Origin of the sequence: Paraburkholderia sp. BL21I4N1 (assembly GCF_002973525.1) — a bacterium.
Lineage (GTDB): Bacteria > Pseudomonadota > Gammaproteobacteria > Burkholderiales > Burkholderiaceae > Paraburkholderia.
Genome location: NZ_PVEN01000032.1, coordinates 26,064 through 34,461, shown reverse-complemented (window position 1 = coordinate 34,461; position 8,398 = coordinate 26,064). Strand labels below are relative to the sequence as shown.

At 62.5% G+C, this 8,398-nt stretch carries 7 protein-coding genes; 1 reads left to right on the top strand and 6 read right to left on the bottom strand.

Going from position 1 to position 8,398, the window contains the following annotated elements; all coding sequences use genetic code 11:
* Positions 1–171: 171 nt before the first annotated feature.
* The 4 genes from B0G83_RS37100 to secA all read right to left on the bottom strand — a co-directional run bounded on the left by B0G83_RS37100 (position 172) and on the right by secA (position 5,803).
* Positions 172–594: an NUDIX domain-containing protein gene (locus tag B0G83_RS37100; RefSeq protein WP_105512235.1), complete on the bottom strand. Its 423-nt coding sequence runs from the start codon at positions 592–594 to the stop codon at positions 172–174.
* On the bottom strand, positions 591–1,460 hold the full coding sequence (locus B0G83_RS37095; protein ID WP_105512234.1) for an ATP-binding protein: 870 nt from the start codon (positions 1,458–1,460) through the stop codon (positions 591–593). The genes B0G83_RS37100 and B0G83_RS37095 overlap by 4 nt, the downstream gene beginning before the upstream one ends.
* A gap of 52 nt (positions 1,461–1,512) precedes the next feature.
* Positions 1,513–2,754 (bottom strand): bifunctional glutamate N-acetyltransferase/amino-acid acetyltransferase ArgJ, encoded by a 1,242-nt coding sequence (gene argJ / locus B0G83_RS37090; RefSeq protein ID WP_105512233.1) that lies wholly within the window; start codon positions 2,752–2,754, stop codon positions 1,513–1,515.
* A 241-nt stretch (positions 2,755–2,995) separates the two neighbouring features.
* Positions 2,996–5,803: a preprotein translocase subunit SecA gene (gene secA, locus B0G83_RS37085; RefSeq protein WP_105512232.1), complete on the bottom strand. Its 2,808-nt coding sequence runs from the start codon at positions 5,801–5,803 to the stop codon at positions 2,996–2,998.
* A 292-nt stretch (positions 5,804–6,095) separates the two neighbouring features.
* Between secA and B0G83_RS37080 the strand changes: the two genes are divergently transcribed.
* Complete coding sequence (locus B0G83_RS37080; protein ID WP_105512237.1) at positions 6,096–6,581, top strand: DciA family protein; 486 nt, start codon at positions 6,096–6,098, stop codon at positions 6,579–6,581.
* Between the two features lie 69 nt (positions 6,582–6,650).
* Here B0G83_RS37080 and lpxC read toward each other — a convergent pair whose 3' ends face one another.
* Together lpxC and B0G83_RS37070 are read right to left on the bottom strand one after the other, a co-directional pair.
* Positions 6,651–7,568: a UDP-3-O-acyl-N-acetylglucosamine deacetylase gene (gene lpxC, locus B0G83_RS37075; protein ID WP_105512231.1), complete on the bottom strand. Its 918-nt coding sequence runs from the start codon at positions 7,566–7,568 to the stop codon at positions 6,651–6,653.
* 277 nt (positions 7,569–7,845) lie between these two features.
* A complete protein-coding gene (locus B0G83_RS37070; RefSeq protein ID WP_105512230.1) occupies positions 7,846–8,349 on the bottom strand; it encodes a peroxiredoxin in 504 nt (167 codons plus the stop codon).
* Positions 8,350–8,398 lie beyond the last annotated feature (49 nt).

Below are 8,398 nucleotides of genomic sequence, written 5' to 3'. Positions count from 1 at the left end.
GCGTGTAATCACGCTGCGTTCGCTTCGAACCCGTTTCCAATTTGACTCTCCTTCTTCCCGCAGGATCAGGTGTCAACTTATTTCAGGACGGGTCAGAGCGCAAAAAAAAGCCACGACCGAGGTCGTGGCTTTTTTTCGAGCGTCTGACTCGCGAGCGCGTCCTTCGACTGACTAGCTCTTCTCCGCCGCGAGCCATTCCAGCACGGGAATAGTCGCCGGCAACAACGGCGCAACGTCCGCCGGCAGCGTTTGCCAGACAAAAGCCTGACCCTCGCGACCGTGCGGCTCGCCGGACCACTGCGTCACCTTGCAGAAGAACAGCCGTACATAAGCATGCGGGTAATCGTGTTCCAGCGTGTGCCACAGGTGGCAAGCCTTCACGTCGATCCCCAGCTCTTCATGCAACTCGCGCGCGAGCGCGGCCTCCACCGACTCGCCTATTTCCAGCTTACCGCCCGGAAACTCCCAGTAGCCTTCGTACGGTTTGCCGGCCGGACGCTGCGCCAGCAGATAGCGCCCGTCCGGCTGAACCAGCACGCCGACGGCGACTTCCGTCACCTTGCGGCCGGCGGCGTTCGTGCCAGCGTCGCTCATGCCGGGTTCTTCCGGCCGGACCAGTCGCGGGCGAATTGCCACGCCACGCGCCCCGAGCGCGAGCCGCGTTCAAGCGCCCACACCAGCGCATCGCCGCGCGCCGCGTCGACTTCGGCGTCGTCGCAGCCGAAGTGCCGCAGCCAATGGCCGATGATCGACAGGTAGTCGTCCTGTTTGAACGGGTAGAAGCTGACCCACAGCCCGAAGCGCTCGGACAGCGAGATCTTTTCTTCGACCAGTTCGCCAGGGTGAATCTCGCCGTCGGACGTGTGCTTGTACGTCTCGTTGTCGCTCATGTATTCGGGCAACAGATGGCGACGATTCGACGTCGCGTAAATCAGCACGTTGTCCGACTGCGCGGCGATCGAGCCGTCGAGCGCGACCTTCAGCGCCTTGTAGCCCGACTCGCCGTCTTCGAACGACAGGTCGTCGCAGAACACCACGAAGCGCTCCGGCCGCTGCGCGATCAGGTCGACGATATCGCCGAGATCGTGCAGATCGTCCTTGTCCACTTCGATCAGACGCAGGCCGTCTTTCGCATATGCGTTCAGGCAGGCCTTGATCAGCGACGACTTACCGGTGCCGCGCGCGCCGGTCAGCAGCACGTTGTTGGCCGGTTGCTTGTGCACGAATTGACGCGTGTTCTGCTCGATCAAGCCTTTCTGGCGTTCGATATTTTGCAGGTCGTCGAGCGTGATCGCCGAAATGGCCGGCACCGGCTGCAGGTAACCGCGCCCCTGGCGCTTGCGCCAGCGGAACGCCACCGCGGCCGACCAGTCGATGTCCGGAGCGGCGGGCGGAAGCATCGCTTCCAGGCGGCCGAGTACGGCTTCGGCGCGGGTCAGAAACTGTTCGAGTTTGTCCATGGCTGTGAATTGAGCGGCCCGCAGGCCGCGTCATTAACTTGATTGAACCTGGTTACGAACGATAGTCGGCGTTGATGCTCACGTAGTCGTGCGACAGATCGCAAGTCCAGATCGTGGCTTGCGCATCGCCGCGGCCGAGTACGACACGAATGCCGATCTCGCTCTTCTTCATGACGCGCTGGCCGTCTTCTTCGCGGTAGGCCGGATTGCGGCCGCCGGCAGTCGCGACCAGCACGTCGTCCAGATACAGATCGATCTTGCCGACGTCGAGATCGTCCACGCCGGCATAACCGATGGCGGCCAGAATGCGGCCGAGGTTCGGGTCCGATGCATAGAAGGCCGTTTTCACGAGCGGCGAGTGGCCGATCGCATACGCGATCTGGCGGCATTCGCCGATACTCGAACCGCCTTCAACCTGCACGGTCATGAATTTGGTTGCGCCTTCGCCGTCGCGCACGATCAGCTGCGCGAGGGTCTGGGCGACCTCGGTCACCGCGTCGCGCAACGCTGCATAAGCGGGCGAATCGGTGGAGGTAATCGCCGGCAGGCTTGATTGGCCGGACGCGATCAGGATGAACGAATCGTTGGTCGAGGTATCGCCGTCGATCGTGATGCAGTTGAACGAGCGGTCCGCCACGTGCCGGACCAGCGCGTCGAGCACCGGCTGGGCGACGGCGGCGTCGAACGCGAGGAAGCCGAGCATGGTCGCCATGTTCGGCTTGATCATGCCCGCGCCCTTGCTGATGCCGGTCAGCGTGACCGTGTGGCCGTCGATCGTGACCTGTCGCGAGGTGGCCTTGGGCAGCGTGTCCGTGGTCATGATCGCCTGCGCGGCGTCGTACCAGTGCGCTTCCTGGCGGTTCGCGAGCGCCGCCGGCAAGCCGGCCTTCAGACGATCGACCGGCAGCGGTTCCAGAATCACGCCCGTCGAAAACGGCAGCACCTGTTCCGGCGAGATGTCCGCCAGACGCGCGAGTTCGGCGCAGGTTTCGCGCGCCGCCACCATGCCCGGCTCGCCAGTGCCCGCGTTCGCGTTGCCGGTGTTGATCACCAGCGCGCGGATCGGCTTGCCGCCAGCGCGCACGCGCTCCAGATTCTCACGGCACACCGTGACAGGGGCCGCGCAAAAGCGGTTCTGCGTGAACACGCCGCCGACCGTGGCGCCTTCGGCCACGGAAATGACGAGCACGTCCTTGCGGTTCGGCTTGCGGATGTTCGCCTCCGCCCAGCCCAGCGTGACGCCGGCGATGGGATGGAGTTGAGCGGGATCGATCGAGGGGAAATTGACAGCCATGGTCGCGACCTGTCGAAGAAAATGCCGGCAGGCGCCGGCATCGGGGATAGCAAACTGATGGCTCGGGCAGAGGGCCGAACCACCGCGGAATCGACTAAAACACGCTTCTGAAACGCGCCGCTGATAAGCGCGCCTGAAGCTCGCTACAACCGTGCGCTAAATGAAGCGCAACAACAAAACGGAGCGACAAAGCGCCCGCATAAAACGACGCGGCGCGCTCTGAAGCGCGCCGCTTTCGGCATCAGGCAATCTTGCCGTGGCACTGCTTGTACTTCTTGCCGCTTCCGCACGGGCACGGGTCGTTGCGACCGACCTTCGGCACCTCGTCCGCGTTCACGTTCGGCGCTACCGACGACGAGCCATGGCTCATCGCGTCGCCAATCATCGCGGCGGTGGCGGCTTCGGCGGCAACCGGCGCAGCCGACGCCGCTTCGGCGAATTCGGCGTGGCGGAACTCGACGTTATCCAGATGCCCGCCCTGTTCTTCCATCTGCTCGGCGGCCTGTTCCAGCTGTTCCGGCGACTGGATCTGCACGTTCATCACCACGCGGGTGACTTCGAGCTTGACGGCGTCGAGCATGGCGGCAAACAGTTCGAACGCTTCGCGCTTGTATTCCTGCTTCGGGTTCTTCTGCGCATAGCCGCGCAGATGGATACCCTGACGCAGGTGATCGAGCGCGGCCAGATGTTCGCGCCAGCTACGGTCCAGCGTTTGCAGCATGATCGAGCGCTCGAACGCGCTGAACGACTCGCGGCCGACCAGCGCGACCTTCGCTTCGTACGCTTCGTCTGCGGCGGCTTCGACCGCTTCGAGGATTTCGTCCGCGCTGATCGAGTTCGACTCGTTGATCATTTCCTGGATCGCGAGGTCGAGCTGCCATTCGTTGCGCAGCACTTCTTCCAGCTCGGGCACGTCCCACTGCTCTTCAATGCTGCCGGCCGGCACGAACTGATGAACGATATCGCCGATCACGCCCTGACGCATCGCGCCGATGGTTTCGGTGATGTCGTTCGCTTCGAGCAATTCATTGCGCTGCTGATAGATCACCTTGCGCTGATCGTTCGACACATCGTCGTATTCGAGCAATTGCTTGCGAACGTCGAAGTTGCGCGCTTCCACTTTGCGCTGCGCCGATTCGATCGAACGCGACACGATGCCCGCTTCGATCGCTTCGCCTTCCGGCATTTTCAGACGGTCCATGATCGCGCGCACGCGATCGCCGGCGAAAATGCGCAGCAGCGGATCTTCCAGCGACAGATAGAAGCGCGACGAACCCGGGTCACCCTGACGGCCGGCACGGCCGCGCAGCTGATTGTCGATCCGGCGCGATTCGTGACGCTCGGTGCCGATGATATGCAGACCACCTGCGGCCTTCACCTGATCGTGCAGCGCCTGCCATTCGTCGTGCAGCTTCTGAATGCGGCTTTGTTTGTCGGCGTCCGACAGCGTTTCGTCCTGTTCGAGGAACGACGCCTGCTTCTCGGCGTTGCCGCCGAGCACGATGTCGGTACCGCGACCGGCCATGTTCGTGGCGATCGTGACGCGCTTCGGACGGCCCGCTTCGGCGACGATCTCGGCTTCACGCGCGTGCTGCTTGGCGTTCAGCACTTCGTGCGGCAAGCCGGCCTGCTTCAGCAGATGCGACAGCAACTCCGAATTTTCGATCGACGTGGTGCCGACCAGCACCGGCTGACCGCGCTCGTAGCAATCGCGAATGTCGCGGATCACCGCGTCGTAGCGTTCCTTGGCGGTCTTGTAGATCTGATCCTGCTTGTCGATCCGCTTGGGCGGACGGTTGGTCGGGATCACGACCGTTTCGAGACCGTAGATCTCGTTGAATTCGTACGCTTCCGTGTCCGCCGTACCGGTCATGCCGGACAGCTTCGCGTACATACGGAAGTAGTTCTGGAACGTGATCGATGCGAGCGTCTGGTTCTCGCTCTGGATCTTGACGTGTTCCTTGGCCTCGACAGCCTGATGCAGACCGTCGGACCAGCGGCGGCCCGACATCAGACGGCCGGTGAATTCGTCGACGATCACGACTTCGTTGTTCTGCACCACGTAGTGCTGATCCTTGAAGAACAGCGTGTGTGCGCGCAGCGCGGCATACACGTGGTGCATCAGCGTGATGTTTTGCGGCGCGTACAGGCTCTCGCCCTCGCCGATCAGGCCCCACTCGGCGAGCAGACGCTCGGCCTTTTCGTGGCCCGATTCCGTCAGGAACACCTGGCGGCCTTTTTCGTCCAGCGTGTAGTCGCCCGGCTTTTCGACGCCGGTGCCGTCCGCTTTCTCTTCGCCGATCTGGCGCTCGAGCAGCGGGGGCAGCGCGTTCATGCGCACGTAGAGTTCGGTGTGGTCTTCGGCCTGGCCGGAGATGATGAGCGGGGTACGGGCTTCGTCGATCAGGATCGAATCGACCTCGTCGACCACCGCGAAATTCAGGGCTCGCTGCACGCGGGCGTCGGTCTCGTAGACCATGTTGTCGCGCAGATAGTCGAAGCCGAATTCGTTGTTCGTGCCGTACGTGATGTCTGCGGCGTAGGCTTCCTGCTTCGCGTCGTGATCCATCTGCGACAGGTTGATGCCGACCGACAGACCGAGGAAGTTGTACAGGCGCGCCATCCATTCGGCGTCGCGCTGGGCCAGGTAGTCGTTCACCGTGACGACGTGGACGCCGCGGCCGGACAACGCGTTCAGGTACACCGGCAGCGTGGCGACGAGGGTCTTGCCCTCGCCGGTGCGCATTTCGCCGATCTTGCCGTAGTGCAGAACCATGCCGCCGATCAGCTGCACGTCGAAGTGGCGCATTTTCAGCACCCGCTTGCTGGCCTCGCGGCAGACCGCGAACGCCTCCGGCAGGATCTTGTCGAGCGACTCGCCGCTCGCGACGCGCTGGCGGAATTCACCCGTTTTGGCGCGCAGTTGATCGTCCGTCAATTGCTCGATCTGCGGTTCGAGCGCATTGATCGCCGCGACGGTCTTTTGATATTGCTTGACTAGCCGCTGGTTGCGGCTGCCAAAAATCTTCTGTAGAAAACCGGTGGTCATCGGATCGGTGTCTGCGTCGCGGCTTCGGCTGGGTCGCAGCGTGCGTGATTCGTGCACATGCGCTCCGGGGTCGGAGGGGCCTCGGCGGCTTAGTCCAAGAGTGAATTCGAATCGGGCATTTTAGCACGCGCCCCCGGCCGCGCCTGTGTCAGCGGTGAGACGGCGGCATGGCATTCCAGGCCCGCCGCGCCGACCTCCGACCGTACGCATCGAGGCGGGCTCGCATGCATCCCGCACGGTACAATCGCGGCGTGAACGCGCATGGGGCGCGAACACACCGTTAATGTCGAACATGAGCCGTTTTTCGTCCTTTTCAAGGCCGCCGCCTCAGCAGTTCAAGGCGCGTCGTCCGCAGCCCGTCGCCGAGGTGCTGAATCGCACCGATGCGTTCGCGGCCCTGCGCGCGGGCGTCGAGCAGATCGCGGCGCTGGAGAAGGATCTGCGCGCGTTGCTGCCCGACTATCTGGCCACCAGCGTGGAACCGGGCTTTATCAAAGACGGCGTGCTGGCGCTGTTCGCCGCGCACAACGCACTCGCGGCGCGGTTGCGGCATCTCGAACCGCGGCTGTTGTCGGATTTGCAGCAGCGCGGCTGGCACGTCAATGCGTTGAGGATTCGCGTGCGGCCGCAGCCGGCCAAGGAGCCGCCGCCGGTCAAGCAGGCACGCATGACGCCGGTCGGTGCTGATGCGCTGCATGCGTTGAGCGAATCGCTGGCGCCGTCACCGTTGCAGGAAGCGCTGGCGAAAATGGCGGCGCGGCATCGGCGAAATCGCTGAAATGAAAAAAGCGGCCCATCTGGGCCGCTTTTTGTTTCTGCCGCAGGCTCGAAGGCCCGAAGTCAAGCGTTATGCGAACGCCGTTTGCGTCTCATACGCGAAACCGCGCGGCGCCTTCCGCGTGTCGTCGAACGTGACGATTTCGTACGCGTCTTCATGCGCCAGCAACTCGCGCAGCAGCGCGTTGTTCAGGCCGTGGCCCGACTTGTACGCGTCGTACGACGCCAGCAACGGATGGCCGACCACATACAGATCGCCAATCGCGTCGAGCATCTTGTGCTTCACGAACTCGTCGTCGTAGCGCAGGCCGTCGTTATTCAGAATGCGGTATTCATCGAGCACGATCGCGTTGTCCATGCTGCCGCCGCGCGCCAAACCGAGTTCGCGCATCATTTCCACTTCATGCGCAAAGCCGAACGTACGCGCACGGGCGATTTCACGCACATACGACGTATTGGCGAAATCCACTTCCAGCGACTGCCCGGTTTTATCCACGGCAGGGTGACGGAAATCGATCGTGAATTTGAGCTTGAAACCGAAATACGGATCGAGACGCGCGAATTTGTCGCCGTCGCGGATTTCGACCGGCTTGGTGACCTTGATGAATTTCTTCGCCGCGTTCTGCTCTTCAATTCCCGCCGACTGAATCAGAAACACGAATGAACCGGCGCTGCCGTCCATGATCGGGATTTCTTCAGCGGTGACGTCGACGTAGAGATTGTCGATGCCAAGACCGGCGCAAGCGGACATCAAATGTTCGATGGTCGATACGCGCGCGCCGTCTTTCTGCAACACCGAAGCCAGACGCGTATCGCCGATCGACAGAGCCGACGCGGGAATGTCCACCGGCGTGGGCAAATCCACGCGTGAAAACACAATGCCGGTGTCTGCCGCCGCCGGGCGAAGCGTCAATTCGACCTTACGGCCGGAATGCACGCCGATGCCGACGGTCTTAACGATCTGTTTAATAGTGCGCTGCTTCAACATGGTGATCTTCTATTCGATTGAAAATCCCAATCGGGACTTTTTGTTCCATAGCGCGAATTATACTCCAATGCCCTAAGGAGCGTCTTTGCGCGGAACGTATCAATCTGTTTCGCTGCATTACCCCAGGTGCGCCAATCAGGGAAAGCGTGACGGGCCGATATCCGGAACGGAGGCGTTTCCGGTCATCGGCCCGCGTAACGGCCTGTCACAAAAGCGTCTTATCCACCGTTGCCCTGCCACAACATGCGCTTGGGGCGAAGGTCGGGACGCCGCGTAACTAGCTCAACGTTGCGAGGATACTCCTTGCATCGCTAACCTCGAATTTGCCGGCAGCCTCGACGTTCAACGTCTTGACCACGCCGTCGTCGACCACCATCGCGTAGCGCTGGGAACGAATTCCCATGCCGCGCGCCGACAAATCCTGCTCGAGACCCAGCGCCCGGGTGAAAGCCGCACTACCGTCCGCCATCATGCGCACCTTGCCCGAGGCGTGCTGATCGCGTCCCCACGCGCCCATTACGAACGCGTCGTTGACGGACACGCACCAGATTTCGTCGATACCCGCCGCGCGCAACCGCTCGGCGTGTTCGACATAGCCCGGCACGTGTTTGGCCGAACAGGTCGGCGTGAACGCGCCCGGCAACCCGAAGATCACCACGCGCTTACCCGCCGTCTGCTCGCGCACGTCGAAGCTGTTAGGCCCGATCGTGCAGCCCGCCCGCTCGTCTTCGATCAACTCGAAGAGCGTCGCGTCGGGCAGCTTGTCACCTGTCTGAATCATGCTCAGTCCTTTGCATCGATGCGAAGCACGCTCGCACGTTGTCGTGTCG

What these genes read in the sequence shown, in the direction of transcription:
- B0G83_RS37100 (WP_105512235.1), bottom strand. Translation starts at nt 594, where the DNA reads ATGAGCGACGCTGGCACGAACGCCGCCGGCCGCAAGGTGACGGAAGTC.
- B0G83_RS37095 (WP_105512234.1), bottom strand. Translation starts at nt 1,460, where the DNA reads ATGGACAAACTCGAACAGTTTCTGACCCGCGCCGAAGCCGTACTCGGC.
- argJ (WP_105512233.1), bottom strand. Translation starts at nt 2,754, where the DNA reads ATGGCTGTCAATTTCCCCTCGATCGATCCCGCTCAACTCCATCCCATC.
- secA (WP_105512232.1), bottom strand. Translation starts at nt 5,803, where the DNA reads ATGACCACCGGTTTTCTACAGAAGATTTTTGGCAGCCGCAACCAGCGG.
- B0G83_RS37080 (WP_105512237.1), top strand. Translation starts at nt 6,096, where the DNA reads ATGAGCCGTTTTTCGTCCTTTTCAAGGCCGCCGCCTCAGCAGTTCAAG.
- lpxC (WP_105512231.1), bottom strand. Translation starts at nt 7,568, where the DNA reads ATGTTGAAGCAGCGCACTATTAAACAGATCGTTAAGACCGTCGGCATC.
- B0G83_RS37070 (WP_105512230.1), bottom strand. Translation starts at nt 8,349, where the DNA reads ATGATTCAGACAGGTGACAAGCTGCCCGACGCGACGCTCTTCGAGTTG.